The organism is Mycobacteriales bacterium, assembly GCA_030697205.1.
GTDB lineage: Bacteria > Actinomycetota > Actinomycetes > Mycobacteriales > SCTD01 > JAUYQP01.
Genome location: JAUYQP010000052.1, coordinates 75100 through 88850, shown reverse-complemented (window position 1 = coordinate 88850; position 13751 = coordinate 75100). Strand labels below are relative to the sequence as shown.

16 protein-coding genes are annotated in these 13751 nt (G+C 74.8%); 9 read left to right on the top strand and 7 right to left on the bottom strand.

Going from position 1 to position 13751, the window contains the following annotated elements; translation table 11 throughout:
• Positions 1–25 precede the first annotated feature (25 nt).
• The 4 genes from Q8R60_17630 (at position 26) to Q8R60_17615 (ending at position 3338) form a co-directional block, all read left to right on the top strand.
• Entirely contained in the window at positions 26–535 is a 510-nt protein-coding gene (locus Q8R60_17630; protein MDP3714298.1) for a R3H domain-containing nucleic acid-binding protein, read from the top strand.
• Between the two features lie 3 nt (positions 536–538).
• The gene (gene rsmG / locus Q8R60_17625) at positions 539–1264 is read left to right on the top strand and encodes a 16S rRNA (guanine(527)-N(7))-methyltransferase RsmG (GenBank protein ID MDP3714297.1); all 726 of its coding nucleotides are present in this window, start codon (positions 539–541) and stop codon (positions 1262–1264) included.
• A gap of 305 nt (positions 1265–1569) precedes the next feature.
• On the top strand, positions 1570–2403 hold the full coding sequence (locus Q8R60_17620; protein ID MDP3714296.1) for a ParA family protein: 834 nt from the start codon (positions 1570–1572) through the stop codon (positions 2401–2403).
• Positions 2400–3338, top strand: a complete 939-nt coding sequence (locus tag Q8R60_17615) for a ParB/RepB/Spo0J family partition protein (GenBank protein ID MDP3714295.1) — start codon at positions 2400–2402, stop codon at positions 3336–3338. Before Q8R60_17620 ends, Q8R60_17615 begins: the two co-directional genes overlap by 4 nt.
• Before the next feature lie 240 nt (positions 3339–3578).
• On the opposite strand, the gene Q8R60_17610 is transcribed toward Q8R60_17615, so the two are convergent.
• Complete coding sequence (locus Q8R60_17610) at positions 3579–4514, bottom strand: D-alanine--D-alanine ligase (GenBank protein ID MDP3714294.1); 936 nt, start codon at positions 4512–4514, stop codon at positions 3579–3581.
• Entirely contained in the window at positions 4511–5815 is a 1305-nt protein-coding gene (locus tag Q8R60_17605) for a PLP-dependent aminotransferase family protein (GenBank protein MDP3714293.1), read from the bottom strand. The genes Q8R60_17610 and Q8R60_17605 overlap by 4 nt, the downstream gene beginning before the upstream one ends.
• Positions 5816–5873: 58 nt before the next feature.
• Between Q8R60_17605 and Q8R60_17600 the strand changes: the two genes are divergently transcribed.
• Genes Q8R60_17600 through Q8R60_17585 form a run of 4 tightly spaced genes read left to right on the top strand, consistent with a single transcriptional unit; the run spans position 5874 to position 8731 of the window.
• A complete protein-coding gene (locus Q8R60_17600; GenBank protein ID MDP3714292.1) occupies positions 5874–6017 on the top strand; it encodes a hypothetical protein in 144 nt (47 codons plus the stop codon).
• Complete coding sequence (locus Q8R60_17595; GenBank protein MDP3714291.1) at positions 6014–6631, top strand: GNAT family N-acetyltransferase; 618 nt, start codon at positions 6014–6016, stop codon at positions 6629–6631. The genes Q8R60_17600 and Q8R60_17595 overlap by 4 nt, the downstream gene beginning before the upstream one ends.
• A 49-nt stretch (positions 6632–6680) precedes the next feature.
• Positions 6681–7697 carry a hypothetical protein gene (locus Q8R60_17590; protein MDP3714290.1) on the top strand — a complete coding sequence of 339 codons (1017 nt, stop codon included), beginning with the start codon at positions 6681–6683 and terminating at the stop codon, positions 7695–7697.
• 32 nt (positions 7698–7729) lie between these two features.
• On the top strand, positions 7730–8731 hold the full coding sequence (locus Q8R60_17585) for a hypothetical protein (GenBank protein MDP3714289.1): 1002 nt from the start codon (positions 7730–7732) through the stop codon (positions 8729–8731).
• Positions 8732–8802: 71 nt separating this feature from the next.
• On the opposite strand, the gene Q8R60_17580 is transcribed toward Q8R60_17585, so the two are convergent.
• The 3 genes from Q8R60_17580 to trxB all read right to left on the bottom strand — a co-directional run bounded on the left by Q8R60_17580 (position 8803) and on the right by trxB (position 11387).
• A complete protein-coding gene (locus Q8R60_17580) occupies positions 8803–9921 on the bottom strand; it encodes an N-acetylmuramoyl-L-alanine amidase (protein MDP3714288.1) in 1119 nt (372 codons plus the stop codon).
• Between the two features lie 130 nt (positions 9922–10051).
• On the bottom strand, positions 10052–10378 hold the full coding sequence (trxA, locus tag Q8R60_17575) for a thioredoxin (GenBank protein ID MDP3714287.1): 327 nt from the start codon (positions 10376–10378) through the stop codon (positions 10052–10054).
• Between the two features lie 73 nt (positions 10379–10451).
• Positions 10452–11387, bottom strand: a complete 936-nt coding sequence (trxB, locus tag Q8R60_17570) for a thioredoxin-disulfide reductase (protein MDP3714286.1) — start codon at positions 11385–11387, stop codon at positions 10452–10454.
• 111 nt (positions 11388–11498) lie between these two features.
• On the opposite strand from trxB, the gene Q8R60_17565 reads away from it, so the two are divergent.
• A complete protein-coding gene (locus tag Q8R60_17565) occupies positions 11499–12029 on the top strand; it encodes a hypothetical protein (protein ID MDP3714285.1) in 531 nt (176 codons plus the stop codon).
• Positions 12030–12053: 24 nt separating this feature from the next.
• On the opposite strand, the gene Q8R60_17560 is transcribed toward Q8R60_17565, so the two are convergent.
• Positions 12054–13028: a hypothetical protein gene (locus tag Q8R60_17560; protein ID MDP3714284.1), complete on the bottom strand. Its 975-nt coding sequence runs from the start codon at positions 13026–13028 to the stop codon at positions 12054–12056.
• Positions 13025–13678, bottom strand: coding sequence for an RNA polymerase sigma factor SigM (sigM, locus tag Q8R60_17555; GenBank protein ID MDP3714283.1), 654 nt, complete (start codon positions 13676–13678; stop codon positions 13025–13027). Before sigM ends, Q8R60_17560 begins: the two co-directional genes overlap by 4 nt.
• Positions 13679–13751 lie beyond the last annotated feature (73 nt).

The following is a 13751-nucleotide window of genomic DNA, read 5'->3' as shown; positions in this document are numbered from 1 at the left end:
ACGGCGCGAGACCTTGGAGAACCCCGTGACCGAGACCGACACCGCAACCCCGGCAGCCGAGGACGTTGCTCCCGGCGACCTGCTCGTCCAGGAGGGCGACATCGCCGGCGACTACCTCGAGCGACTGCTCGACATCGCCGACGTCGACGGTGACATCGACATGGACGTCGAGGGCGAGCGCGCCGTCGTCGCGATCGTCGGCGACGGCCTCGACGCCCTCGTCGGCACGCACGGCCAGGTCCTCGACGCGCTGCAGGAGCTCACCCGCCTCGCGGTCGTCCAGCAGACCGGTGTCCGCTCGCGGCTCATGCTCGACATCGGCGGCTGGCGGGCGGGCCGCAAGGCCGAGCTCACCGAGGTCGGCACCCGGGCCGCCCAGCGCGTCCTCGACGGCGGTGAGGCCGTCCGCCTCGCCCCGATGACGCCGTTCGAGCGCAAGATCGTCCATGACGCGGTCGCGGCGGTGGCGGGCGTCCACAGCGAGAGCGACGGCGTCGAGCCCGAGCGTCGCGTCGTCGTCCTGCCCGGCGACTAGCCCGTGACGGCACCCGCCCCCGAGCTCGCTCCCCCTCCGGCCCCGCCGGAGTCGGCGCGCGAGGTCTTCGGCGACCGGCTGCCGCTGCTCGAGTCCTACTGCGCGCTGCTCGCCGGCCCCGGTGTCGAGCGCGGGCTGCTCGGCCCGCGCGAGGCACCGCGGCTGTGGGAGCGCCACCTGCTCAACTGCGTCGGCGTCGCAGCCCTCGTCGAGGAGGGCTCCACCCTGCTCGACCTCGGCTCGGGCGCGGGCCTGCCCGGTCTGGTCGTCGCCTGCGCGCGCCCCGACCTCACGGTGGTCCTCGCCGAGCCGCTGCTGCGGCGCGCGACCTTCCTCACCGAGGCCGTCGAGCAGCTCGGCCTGCGCACGGTCGTCGTCCGGCGGGCCCGCGCGGAGGAGCTGGCCGGCCTCGTCGAGGTCGACGCGGTCACCGCCCGCGCGGTCGCGCCGCTGGACAAGCTCGGCCGCTGGTCGATGCCGCTGCTGCGCCGGGGCGGCCGGCTGCTCGCCCTCAAGGGCACCAGTGCCCAGGAGGAGCTCGACGTCGCGATGACGGCGCTGCGCTCCGCCGGTGCGATCGCCGCCGAGGTCGTCGAGGTCGGTGAGGAGCGGCTCGACACCGCAGCCCGCGTCGTCGTCGTCACCCGCGGCGACCGCCCCGGTCCCAAGCCGCCCAAGGCCGCCCGCCCCGCCCGCTCCTCACGCACTCCCCGGAGGACGCCGCGATGACGCACCCGACCGACCCGCACGACCCCCGCACCCAGCTCGACCCGTGGACGGACCCGTCCCCCGCGACTGCGTCGCCCCCTGCGCCCGGACCGGAGACGTCCACCTCGACCGTGTGGAGCGCGCCGGACGCCATCGATGCGGGACGTCCGGGGCAGGCCACGAAGGTGGAAGCCCTCGGTCCGGATACCGGTCAGGGTGCCAGCCCGCCTGCCCCGCCGCTGCCGGTCGAGGACGAGGCGGTCAGCCGGATCCGGGCCGCGCTCGAGGACGGCGACACTCCGATCGCCGCCGCCGCGGCCGCGGCCGTGCAGGTGCTCAACCCCAGCGGCAGCGACGACTTCCCGCGCCCCACGACCCGGCGGGTCATCACGATCGCCAACCAGAAGGGCGGCGTCGGCAAGACGACGAGCACCGTCAACCTCGGCGTCGCGCTGGCGCTGCACGGCATGAACGTCCTCGTCATCGACCTCGACCCGCAGGGCAACGCCTCCACCGGCCTCGGCGTCCCTCACCACGCGGGCGTGCCCAACGTCTACGACGTCCTCATCGAGGGCACCGCGATCGCGGACGTCGCGCAGCCGGCTGCCGGCGTACCCCGTCTGATGTGCGTGCCCGCCACCATCGACCTCGCGGGTGCCGAGATCGAGCTGGTGTCGGTCGTCGCGCGCGAGTCGCGGCTCAAGCGCGCGATCGATGCCTACTGCGAGGACCAGGGCAAGGACGTCGACTACGTCCTCGTCGACTGCCCGCCGTCGCTGGGCCTGCTCACCCTCAACGCCATGGTCGCGACCGGCGAGGTCCTCATCCCGATCCAGTGCGAGTACTACGCGCTCGAGGGCCTCGGCCAGCTGCTCAAGACCATCGAGCTGGTGCGCGCCAACCTCAACCCGAGCCTCGAGGTCAGCACGATCCTGCTCACGATGTACGACGCCCGCACGCGGCTGGCGGAGCAGGTGGCCGAGGAGGTGCGCTCGCACTTCGGGTCGACCGTGCTCGACACTGCCGTCCCCCGCTCGGTGCGGGTGTCCGAGGCGCCCGGCTACGGCCAGTCGGTCGTCACCTACGACGCGGGCTCGCGCGGGGCGAAGGCCTACCTCGACGCCGCCCGCGAGATCGCCACCCGAGGAGTCACCGCATGAACCAGCGCGTCGGAGGTCTCGGCCGCGGGCTCGGTGCCCTCATCCCGACGGGCACCCCCACAGCAGGTACGCCGGAGTCGGTCCCCGGCGCTCCCGTCAACGGTCTCGCTCCGGTCGCCGGGGCCCGCTTCGCGGAGATCCCGCTCGACCAGGTGCAGCCCAACCGGGTGCAGCCGCGCACCGTCTTCGACGCCGAGGCGCTACAGGAGCTCGTGGACTCGATCCGCGAGGTCGGCCTGCTGCAGCCCGTCGTGGTGCGGACCCTCGGCCCGGGCTCCTACGAGCTCGTCATGGGCGAGCGCCGGCTGCGCGCCCATCGCGAGCTCGGGCTCGCGACGATCCCGGCGATCGTGCGCGACACCACCGACGACGACCTGCTGCGCGACGCGCTGCTCGAGAACCTCCACCGGTCGCAGCTCAACCCGCTCGAGGAGGGCGCGGCGTACCAGCAGCTGCTCGCCGACTTCGGCTGCACGCAGGAGGAGCTCGCCCGCCGCATCGGCCGGTCCCGCCCGCAGATCTCCAACACGATCCGGCTGTTGCAGCTGCCCCCGACCGTGCAGAACAAGGTGGCCGCCGGGGTGCTGTCGGCCGGACACGCCCGCGCGATCCTCGGCCTCGACTCCCCGGCGGCTCAGGAGGCGATGGCTCACCGCGTCATCGCCGAGGGCCTGTCGGTGCGGTCCACCGAGGAGCTCGTGTCGCTGGCCGCCCACGACGGGCCGGCCCGCAAGGAGCGGGCGCCGCGGGCGAAGGCGCCGCTGCCGGCAGCCGTCGCCGAGGTCGCCGACCGCCTGGGTGATCGTCTCGAGACGCGCGTGCGCGTCGAGCTGTCCGGCAAGGGCGCCCGCGCGAAGGGCCGCCTCGTCGTCGAGTTCGCCGGTGAGGCCGACCTTGCCCGCATCGTCGCTGCCATGGAGCCCCCGCACCAGTAACCGAGCCCGCCGCTCGGGCCACCCGCGGTCCCGCCCGGCCCCGCCCGGCCCCGCCCCTCGCCCCTCGCCCCGACACCCCGGCGTCCGCCCCGTGCCTATTGGGTGGGTTTTCTCGGCGTGTCCTGGGGCGACACGCCGAGGAAAGCCACCCAATCCCGGGGGGGGGGGGCGGTCCCTGGCGAGGGCGTCGCGAGGGCGAGGGCGCGGGGCGGGGCGGCGGGCGGGTGGGCCGGCGGCCGGTTAGCGGGTGGCGGCTATCGACAGCAGGTCGCGCAGGACGTCGCCGAAGGACAGGTCGGCGGCTTCGACGGCCATCGGGAGCAGCGACGTCTCGGTCATGCCGGGTGCGACGTTGACCTCGAGCAGCTGGACCGTGCCGTCCTCGGCGACGATGAGGTCGGCGCGCGACAGGTCACGCAGCCCGAGGGCGGAGTGCGCGGCGACCGCCACGCGCGCGACCTCGGCGGCAGCAGCATCCGACAGACCCGCCGGTGTCGTGAACTCCGTCGCGCCGGCGGTGTAGCGGGCGGCGTAGTCGTAGACCCCCGACAGCGGCCGGATCTCCACCGCAGGGAGCGCGACCGGCCCGGACCCGGTGTCCAGCACCGACACCGCGACCTCGGTGCCGACGACGAAGCGCTCGACCAGCGCGGCCTCGCCGTAGGAGAAGCACGAGACCATCGCGGCGGGCAGGTCGGCGCTCTTGTCGACGACCGTGCACCCGAGCGCGGAGCCCCCGCGCGCGGGCTTGACCATGAGCGGCAGGCCGAGGCGCGCCTCGAGCAGCGAGAGCACCGCGCCGGCGCCGAGCTCGCGGAACGACGCGTGCGGCAGCGTCACCGACTCCGGCGTCGTCAGCCCGGCGCGCGCGAAGGCCGCTTTCGCGGTCGGTTTGTCCCAGGAGGCGCGGCAGGCAGCGGGCCCCGACCCGACGTAGCGGACGCCGGCCAGGTCGAGGACCTCGCGCAGCGCGCCGTCCTCGCCCGCACCGCCGTGCAGGGCGACGAGCACGGCGTCGTACGACGACCCGGCGAGGTGGTCGAGCAGGCCGGCGTCGGCGTCACGGACCTCGACGTCCACGCCGGCCGTGCGCAGGGCATCGGCGACGCGGCGGCCGGAGCGCAGCGAGACGTCGCGCTCGTGGGAGAGCCCGCCGGCGAGGACGAGGGCCTTCACAGCATGTCCGGGGCGGGGGTGTCGGCACCGTGCGGGCGCGCCAGCTGGGTCACGGGACCGAAGGTGGACAGCAGCTCGAGCTCCTCCGCGACAACGCCGCCGAGGCGGCGCACCCCCTCCCGGATCCGCTCCGGCTCGGGGAAGCAGTAGGACAGCCGCAGGTCGCGGCGGCCCTGACCGTCGGCGTAGAAGCCGATGCCGGGGACGTAGGCGACGCGGGCGGTGATGGCCCGCGGCTGCATGACCTTGGAGTCCAGGCCCTCCGGCAGCGTGGTCCACACGTAAAAGCCGCCCGCCGGGTGCGTCCACGTCGTACCCGGTGGCATCTGGCGCTCGAGCTCGTCGAGCATCGCGTCGCGGCGCTCGCGGTAGATGTCTTTGAAGACCTCCACCTGGTGGCGCCAGTCGTGGTTGACGAGGTAGTCGACGACGACCATCTGGTTGAGCGCGGGCGGGCACAGCACCGAGGCCTCGGCGGCGAGCACGAGCTTCTCGCGCACGGCGTGCGGCGCGAGCACCCAGCCGACCCGCAGGCCGGGCGCGAAGGTCTTCGAGAACGACCCGAGGTAGACGACGTCGTCCTCGCCCCCGCGGGCCCGGATCGCCGGCACCGGAGGCCCGTCGAAGCCGAGCAGCCCGTAGGGGTTGTCCTCCAGCACGAGCAACCCTGCGGCCCGGCAGATCTCGAGGACCTCGGTGCGGCGCGCGTCGGACAGCGACGTGCCGGCGGGGTTGTGGAAGTTGGGGATCGTGTAGAGGAACTTCGCGCGCGACCCGACCCGGGCCACCGCCTCGCGCAGCGCCTCCGGCACCAGTCCGTGCTCGTCCATCGCGACGTGCACCACCTCGGCCTGGTACGCCGCGAACGTCCCGAGGGCGCCGACGTAGGACGGCGCCTCGGCCAGGACCACGTCGCCGGGGTCGCAGAAGATGCGGGTGACCAGGTCGAGCGCCTGCTGCGAGCCGACGGTGACGACGACGTCGTCGGGGCTGGCCTGCACCCCCTCGAGCGACATGACCTCGCAGATCAGCTCGCGCAGGGCCGGGTCGCCCTGGCCCGAGCCGTACTGCAGCGCGGCGGCGCCGCGCGCCCCCATGAGGTCCGACATGAGCTTGCCGACCTGCTCGAGCGGCAGCGCGGAGGTGAAGGGCATCCCGCCGGCGAGCGACACGACCTCGGGACGCGACGCGACGGCGAACAGCGCCCGGATCTCGCTCGCCGTCATCCCGGCGGTGCGGGCGGCGTAGCGGCCGGTGAACGCGTCGAGCGTGGTCCCCGTCTGCCGCAGCGCCTCATCCATGTCACGACGGTACACACGGCGTCTTCCCGGTTGTCGACCTCGCGGTTACCCTCGACGCGTGGCTCTTCCCCGGCCCGGTGGCCAGGCCGTCCGACGAGTGTCGACCCGCCTGTCGATCGGCCTCGTCCTCGGTGCCGTCGGCGGCTGGCTCGCCGGGCTCCTGAAGGCTCCTCGCAGGCAGACGCAGAAGGACGCCCCGTGAGCCGCCGCACCGTCAGCATCACGCTCGACAACCTCGACGACCTGCCGCGCACGTGCCGCGACTGCGTCTTCTGGGAGCTCGACCCGCTCGGCCAGGAGCGGGCCGTCGAGGCCGGCGACACCGCCTTCGAGAAGGAGTCGTGGGTCTCCGCGACGCTGCTCGAGTGGGGCTCCTGCGGCAAGGTCGTCTACGTCGACGGCGTCCCGGCCGGCTACATCATGTTCGCGCCGCCGATGTACGTCCCCCGCTCCGTCGCCTTCCCCACCTCCCCGGTCAGCGCCGACGCGGTCGTGCTCATGACCGGCCACGTCCTGCCCGACTTCCAGGGCGGTGGCATCGGCCGGATGCTCCTGCAGGCGGTGGCCAAGGACCTCGTACGCCGGGGCGTGCGCGCCATCGAGGCCTTCGGTGACGAGCAGGGCGAGGCCGGTGCGTGCCTGCTGCCGGCGCAGGGCCTGCGCGCCGTCGGCTTCAAGACCGTGCGGCCGCACCACCGCTACCCGCGGCTGCGGCTCGAGCTGAAGACGGCCGTCTCCTGGCGCGAGGACGTCGAGGTGGCGCTGGAGCGGTTGCTCGGCTCCATGTCGCCCGACCCCGTGCTGCGTCCGGTCTGAGCAGGCCCCGCTTGCGGTCGGGCACGGGTACGCCGCAGAGTCAGTCACCGTGACGGCCCGTCGGAGCAGGGACGAGCCCGGTCCGGCCGCTCCGGTCGTGACCGTGCTCGACGGCGCGGGCCGGCCCGTCGGCGAGCTGCTCGCCGGCCTGCCCGACCGTCCCCCGCCGACCGACCGTGGCGCCCGCCGTCTCGCGGCCGTCTCGCTCGCGCTCGTGCTCGCCGGGATCGCCGCCGTCCCGGACCTGCGCCGCAGCGCCGAGCGCGAGGCGCAGCTCGCCGACGTCGTGGAGGTGTCGGCGTCGCTGGTGTCGCAGGTCGGCGTCGGTGAGGCGGGAGGGGTGGTGCTCGACCTCGGCCTCGAGGTCCGCAACACCGGCCCGCGGGTGGTGCGGCTGCGCGATGCCGCGCTCACGCCGGGGTTCGTCACGTCACGGGTCGAGCCGCGGCTGCGGCGTACGTCGCTCCCCCCTGGAGGGACCGCGCGCGTCGACGTTCGGGTCACCCCGTCGTGCGCCTCCGCGGAGGGGCTCGCCGCTCTTGAGGTCGACCGCGAGCTGGGCCTGACGGCGGCCGCGGCGAGCGGCCGGGAGCGCCGGGTCGCCGTCGCCGTGCGCGACGTGCTCGACCGGCTGGTGCGCGGTGCCTGCCGACGGCAGCCGGTCACCGAGTCGCTGGTGCTGTCGGCCGGCGACGCCGCCCTGGTCGGCGGGCGGTTGTCGTTCACCATGGGGATCGCGCGCGACACCCTGCAGGGCGGCACGCTGGTCGGTGTCGAGGCGCGCGGACTGAAGGTGAGCGCGCCCGTGCTGCCGCTGCTGCTGCCGCTGCTCGGGCGGGACGAGGTCGCCGAGGTGCCGGTGGTCGTGGAGATCGCCGACTGCACGCAGCTGCGGCTCAACCCGCGCGGTTACCTGCTGGTGCTAGGGCTGCGGGTCGCCGACGGTGCCGGGCGGCGCAGCACGGTCTTCACCGGGATCGGTGACGACCGCACCCCGCTCAACCGGCTCGGGGCGGGGCTGCTCGCCCGCGGGTGCGGCTTCGACCCACTGTTCCGGACGGCATGACCACGTCGTCGGGGGACGCGCCTGGTCCTCCGGTGACCGTCACCCGCCCCGACGTCGACGGGCGTCCCGTCGAGTTGCTCGAGCTGGGGCCGGAGGAGCAGCGCGAGCTGCCCCGCTGGGCCCGCAGGGTCCTCGCGGGTGGGGTCGCGGCGGCGCTGGTGCTCGCCGTGGGCACCGAGGTGGCGGACCGCGTCGAGCAGCACCGGCTCGAGCAGCGGCAGGCCGACGCGCTGGACCTTCGACCCGGCGAGGGCAGCGGCGGTCCTCTCGACGGGCAGGTGACGCTGTCGGTCGGGCTTCGCAACGACGGCCCGCGCGCGGTGCGGTTGCGCGACCCGCGGCTCACTGCCGAGGGCCTCGAGGGCGACGTCTCGGTGACCGCGCCCGAGGTCGTCGCGGCCGGCGCGCAAGCCTCGCTGTCGGCGACGTTCGACGCGGTGTGCCCGGCGCCGGACCTCACGACGAGCCGGGTGTCCATGTCGGTCACCGCCATCGCCGACAGCGGGCGCGAGCAGCGCGTCGAGCTCGAGGTCACCAGCCTGCAGGCTCTGCTCGAGGCCGCCTGCCGCCGACCACGCCCCGCCGACGACCTGCTCGTCGAGGTCGGGTCGGTCCGACGCGACGGTGACGCGCTGCGGGTGGCCCTCGTCCTGTCCACAGGTTCCGGTGACGAGGGCGAGCTGGTGGCGGTGTCCTCGCGGGCCTTCGCGGTGGGCGGCTTCGACGGCCCGGTCAGGGTGCTCGGCGCCGGAAGCACCGGGATCGAGCTGGTGCTGTCGCGCCCGGTCTGCGGGGCCGTCGAGCGGCTGCCGGGCGGGGTGCGGGTGCCGGTCGCGCTCGCCGTGCGCGCCGTCTCCGACCGCTCGGGTGCCGGTGACGGCCAGGGCCCGCGCTTCGACGGCCGTCAGCCCGACCTCGACGCCGCGGGTGCCGCGGGGGTGGTCGCCGACCGGGACCTCGCCGTCGACGCCGGCGTGGTGGGTGGTGAGCTGGCCCGCCTCGCCGCCGCGCTCGTGACCGACACCTGTCCCTGAGCGCGACTGCCTGCGAGGCGCCGACCCGCCGTGCGTCGACGTGATCCCGTCGTCCCGCTTGCCCTGAGGGGTCAGGCGAAGCTGGGCAGTCGCAGCACGCCGGTCGTCGGGTCGAGGTCGGGCGGCAGGTAGAGCCGCTGCACCGCCACGAGCACGGCCTCGGCGACGGTGTCGCGGAAGGCCGGGTCGGCCAGACGCGCCGCGTCACCCGGGTGCGTGACGTGACCGAGCTCGAGCCGCACCGTGGGCATTGAGGTGAGCCGCAGCAGCTCCCAGGTCTTGGCGTGGACCCGGCAGTCCAGCAGGTCGGTGCGCGCGACGACCTCGCGCTGCACCAGCGACGCGAGCTGCTCGCCAACGGTGGAGGTGACGCCGCTGCCGGTCCCGAAGTGGTACGCCGCGACGCCGTTGCAGCGCGCCGAGACGGCGCGGTCGACGTGCAGCGACAGCACCAGGTCGGCGTCGACCTCGTTGGCGAAGGCGGCCCGGTCGGCCTCGGACCGCCACTGGTCCGGACCGCGCGACAGCATGACCCGCACGCCCACGGCCGCGAGCCGACCCTCGAGCCGGGAGGCGAGGTCCTGGACGATCGCGGCCTCCTCGAGGCCGTGGCCGGTCGCGCCCCTATCGGCCCCGCCGTGACCGGGGTCGACGACGACGACCTTGCCGGCGAGCGAGGCCCCGGAGCGGTGCAGCGCCTCGGTCTCGCGCAGGGCCTGCGGGCGGCCGCCGACGACGAGCCTGCCGAGCTTGCGAAGCGCGTCGAGCGTCGCCGGCCCGCAGGTGCCGTCGGGGACGAGCCCGAACTCGCGCTGGAACCCCTTCAGAGCGGCCTCGGTGCGCCAGCCGAAGACGCCGTCGACCCGACCCGCGTCGAAGCCGAGCTCGAGCAGCCGCTCCTGCAGGGTCGCGACGTCGTCGCCGTGCAGCATGTTCGTCGCGTGCGACAGCAGCCGGTCGCCGAGCGACCAGCGCGCCGCGTGCAGCGCCTTCCAGGTCTCGGCGCCGATGACGCCGTCGACCGACAGGCCGCGGCGCTGCTGGAACTCCCGCACCGCCCGGTCGGTCACCTCGTCGAAGACCGTCCCCGCTGGTGCGGAGAGCAGGCCCAGGGCGGTGAGCAGCGCCTGCGCCTCGGCGACCGCCGGGCCGTCGTCACCGCGCCGGAACACCTGGCGGGACGGGGACACGTGGGGCCTCTCGGACGGGTTCGCTGGGGACGGCCAACCCTACAGAGCGGGGCACCTCCGGCGCACTGGCTCTGACGCCAGGAGCCGGCCACCCCGTGCGGGCGGCCGGCTCCGGGGAGCGCGGGAGGCGCTAGAGGAAGGACTCGAGGTCACGCAGGATCGCGGCCTTGGGCTTCGCGCCGACGATCGACTTCACGAGCTTGCCGCCCTGGAAGACCGCCATCGTCGGGATGCTCATGATCTGGTAGTCGCGGGCCGCACCGGGGTTCTCGTCGATGTTGAGCTTCGCGACGGTGATCTTGTCGGCGTTCTCGCCGGCGATCTCCTCGAGGACGGGCGCGACCATCTTGCAGGGGCCGCACCACTCGGCCCAGAAGTCCACGAGGACGGGCTTGTCGCTCTGCAGCACGTCGGCGGCGAAGGTCGCGTCCGTGACGGTCTTGGTGTTGGCGCCCACTGCGGGTCTCCTCGGGTTCAGGTCGGTACCGGGTTGAACAGGTCGGCTGGCTGCGATGTTCCGGTGGGACGTGCTACTCGCCGTGCTCGGCGAGCCACTTCTCCGCGTCGAGAGCGGCGGCGCACCCGCTGCCGGCAGCGGTGATCGCCTGGCGGTAGGTGTGGTCGACGAGGTCGCCTGCGGCGAAGACGCCGTCGAGGTTGGTGCGGGTCGAGTGCAGGTCGTGCTTGACGACGTAGCCCTCCGCGTCGAGCTCGACCTGGCCCTTGACGAGCTCGCTGCGCGGGTCGTGGCCGATCGCGATGAACAGCCCCGTGACCGGCAGCACCGACTCCTCGCCGGTCTTGAGGTTGCGCAGGCTCACCGACTCGAGCTTGCCGTGGCCGTTGGCGGAGGTGACCTCGCTGTCCCAGGCGTAGCGGATCTTGTCGTTCGCGAACGCCCGCTCCTGCATGATCTTCGAGGCGCGCAAGCTGTCGCGGCGGTGCACGAGGGTGACGCTGCGGGCGAAGCGGGTGAGGAAGGTCGCCTCCTCGAGCGCGCTGTCGCCGCCACCGACGACGGCGATGTCCTGGTCGCGGAAGAAGAAGCCGTCGCAGGTCGCGCACCAGCTGACGCCGTGGCCGGACAGCTCTTTCTCGCCGGGCACGCCGAGCTCGCGGTAGGCGCTGCCCATGGCGAGCACGACGGTGTCGGCGAAGTAGGAGTCGGCGCCGACGTCGACCCGCTTCGGCGTCGCGGTCAGGTCGAGCGCGGTCGCGTCGTCTGTGACGAACTCGGCACCGAAGCGCTCGGCTTGCTTGCGCAGCATGTCCATGAGCTCCGGGCCCATGACGCCGTCGGGGAAGCCCGGGAAGTTCTCCACGTCGGTGGTGTTCATCAGCGCGCCGCCGGCGGTGACAGCGCCCTCGAAGACGAGCGGCTGCAGGCCGGCGCGGGCGAGGTAGATGGCGGCGGTGTAGCCCGACGGGCCGGAGCCGACGACGATGCTCTTGCGGGTCTCGCTCACGGGGTCCTCTTCGACAGGTGCGGGCTGACGGGTGCGGGCTGCGGGTGCCCTCTGGTCGCAACGCCGACTGTAGTGACCGGCGTTCCCCACCCGGGATGACAGGCTGGGGTGGTGACCTCACGCTGTGCCGTCCACCCCGGACGACCCGCCTCCGACAGCTGCCCGGTGTGTGCGCGGCCGCGCTGCCGCGCCGACGCGCAGCTCTCGCCCGGCGGCGGCTGCGTCGCCTGCCGCGGCGACCTCGCCGCCCCGCCGACGCCGCCGCTCCCGCCCGACGGCGAGCGCCTGGTCCGAGCCGCGCTCGCGGCGACCGTCGCGGCGCTGGCCGGCGGTGTCGTGGCCTCGGAGTACGTCGAGGCTCCCTACTTCGCCTACCTCGCCCCGCTCATCGTCGGCCTGCTCGTCGCCGCGGCCGCGACCCGGGCGGCCCGCACCGACGGGACCGGGCTGCTCGGCGGTCGGGTCCGCGCGATCTCGATCGCGTACGCCCTGGTCGGCTGCGCCTTCGGCTTCCTCACCCAGCCGGGCACGCCGTCGCCCTTCGACGACCTCGGCGGCAAGCTCCTGCCCTACCTGTGCTCCGTCGCCGGAGCGGTGCTGTGGTGTCTGCCCCCTCGACGGGTGCCCGCCCCTGTCGACTGACACCAGGGCGTACGCCGGGAGGCGTCAGCTCGGCCGGTCGACCCGTTGGAAGAACAGCAGCTGCTCGTCGGCCTGCGCGCAGCCGGCGCCCACAACGAAGACGTCGACCTTGTCGCTGCGCTGCGGCACCGGCAGCAGCACCAGCAGCGCCGGCTTGCCGCTGAACGTGCCGTAGTCCAGGGCGAGTGGTTGGACGCTGTCGTCGTCGGGAGGAAGCAGGGCGGCGAGGCACGCCGCGAGGCCGGGGGTCGTGCGCAGTGCCGCGAGCGGGTCGACCGTCACGGGCCGCGCCGCGGGCACCTGGGCCTGGCCCCGCGCGGTCGACTCGCTCGTGCCGCCGGTGGTCCCGCCGCCGGTCGTGCCGCTGCTGGTCGTCCCGCTGTCGGTGGCCGCGCCGGGCGCGCTGAGCGGAGCGGAGGCCGTGACCGGAGGGGCCGCGTGCCGCGGCACCTGACCGGTCAGTAGGCCGGGTACGGCGCTCGCGAGGTTGGCCTCGGTGTAGGCGTTGCCGCTGTCGTTGCGGACCAGGTCGCGCCCGCCGACCTCGCCTGCGCCGGTCATGGCGGTCGCGGCCTCGTCGGCGCTGTCGCCCGCACCGAGCGGCAGGGTCTGGGCGGCGAGCAGGCCGCCGCCGGTGAGGACCACCGCGGCGGCCGCCGCCGGCAGCCAGCGCCGAGGTCCACGGGGGGCGCGGCCCTCGAGCGTGGGCAGCGTCGTCACGGTGGCCTGTCCGGAAGCGGCCGAATCGAGCCCGCGGTCGGGCTCTGCGTCGAGGACGGCCTCGCGCAGGGCGGCGTCGATGCGGGCTGCGAGGTCGTCGGGCGGTGCGGGCACGGGCAGCGCGCCCAGGGCCGCGGTGACGACCGCGCTCGCGGCCTCGAGCTCCGCCACGACGGCGGCGCAGGTCGCGCAGTCCGGTGCCGCGGTCTCGCCGGCCAGGACGTCGGCGATCTCGTCGAGGTCGCGCTCGGGGTCGAGGTGGTCGTGCGGGGCAGTCACGGGCGGCCACCTCCTTCGCGGTCGTCGGTCGGGCTGCCGGGTGGGCTCGCCACAGGTGGGACGGGAACGACAGCGGGTTGGTTCCGCAGGTGGCCCAGGGCGAGGGCGAGGCGCGCGCGGCCCCGCGAGCAGCGGCTCTTCACGGTGCCGGTCGGGACGCCGAGGACCCTGGCGGCCTCCTCGACCGGCAGGCCCTGCACGTCGACGAGCACGATCGCGGCCCGCTGGTCCTCGGGCAGCGCCGCGAGCGCGGCCTCGATCTCGACAGCGGTCTCGCGCCGACCGATCGGGTCGTCGGGGTCGACCGGCTCGCCGGGCCCGGACTCGGGCAGCGCCGTCGTGGGCCGGGCCTTCGCGCGGCGGAGCCGGTCGAGGCAGGCGTTGACGACGACGCGGTGCAGCCAGGTCGTCACGCGGGCCTCGCCGCGATAGCTCGCCGCGGCGCGATAGGCGGACAGCAGCGCGTCCTGCAGCGCGTCCGCGGCCTCCTCGCGGTCCGACATCGTGCGCAGCGCCACGGCGTAGAGCCGGTCGCGGTGGCGCGCGACGAGCCGACCGAACGCGTCCGGGTCCCCCGCGAGGTGCGCGGCGACGAGCGCGCGGTCCTGCGCGTCCCCGTCGGACGGGTCGTCGGGCCCTGCGTCGGGCACGCTGCCCCCGTCCTCCGTCACGGCGCGAACCTAGCGCCGCGCCGGCCTGCTGCGCGGCAGGTCAGCCCCGTGG

Coding starts and splice junctions, on each gene's coding strand:
- Q8R60_17615 (MDP3714295.1), top strand. CDS start 2,400: ATGAACCAGCGCGTCGGAGGTCTCGGCCGCGGGCTCGGTGCCCTCATC.
- Q8R60_17605 (MDP3714293.1), bottom strand. CDS start 5,815: ATGGATGAGGCGCTGCGGCAGACGGGGACCACGCTCGACGCGTTCACC.